The organism is Adlercreutzia sp. DFI.6.23, from assembly GCF_024462535.1.
GTDB classification, from domain to species: domain Bacteria; phylum Actinomycetota; class Coriobacteriia; order Coriobacteriales; family Eggerthellaceae; genus Adlercreutzia; species Adlercreutzia rubneri.
Map to the genome: position 1 here is coordinate 1 of NZ_JANGBP010000712.1, position 292 is coordinate 292.

At 65.8% G+C, this 292-nt stretch carries 1 pseudogene; it reads left to right on the forward strand.

Annotation, left to right across the window (positions count from 1 at the left end):
• Positions 1-81 precede the first annotated feature (81 nt).
• Positions 82-292: pseudogene (locus tag NE591_RS15170) on the forward strand (hypothetical protein); the annotation flags it as partial.

A 292-nucleotide genomic window follows, 5' to 3' on the forward strand; every position in this document is an offset into this window, starting at 1 on the left:
CTCGGGTAGCAGCTCTGAGTATGATGTACGCGACACGAAGAACGCGAAACCGCATCCGCCGCCCCATCCCGAGGAGGACTCATGGGCCTTTACGCCTCACCCTGTACCAGTACCGGCACTACCACGCATTCGCATCGCCAGCGCAGGCGCTTCGCCGCACTCGCCCTCGCCGCCCTCTTAACCATGTGCGCCCTCGCCCTGGTCGGCTGCGCATCAAACCATCCCATCACGAAATCCGGCGAGCAATGCGCCTCCTGCCATAGCGACGGCCGCGCCGCCGTGGAGGGCAGGG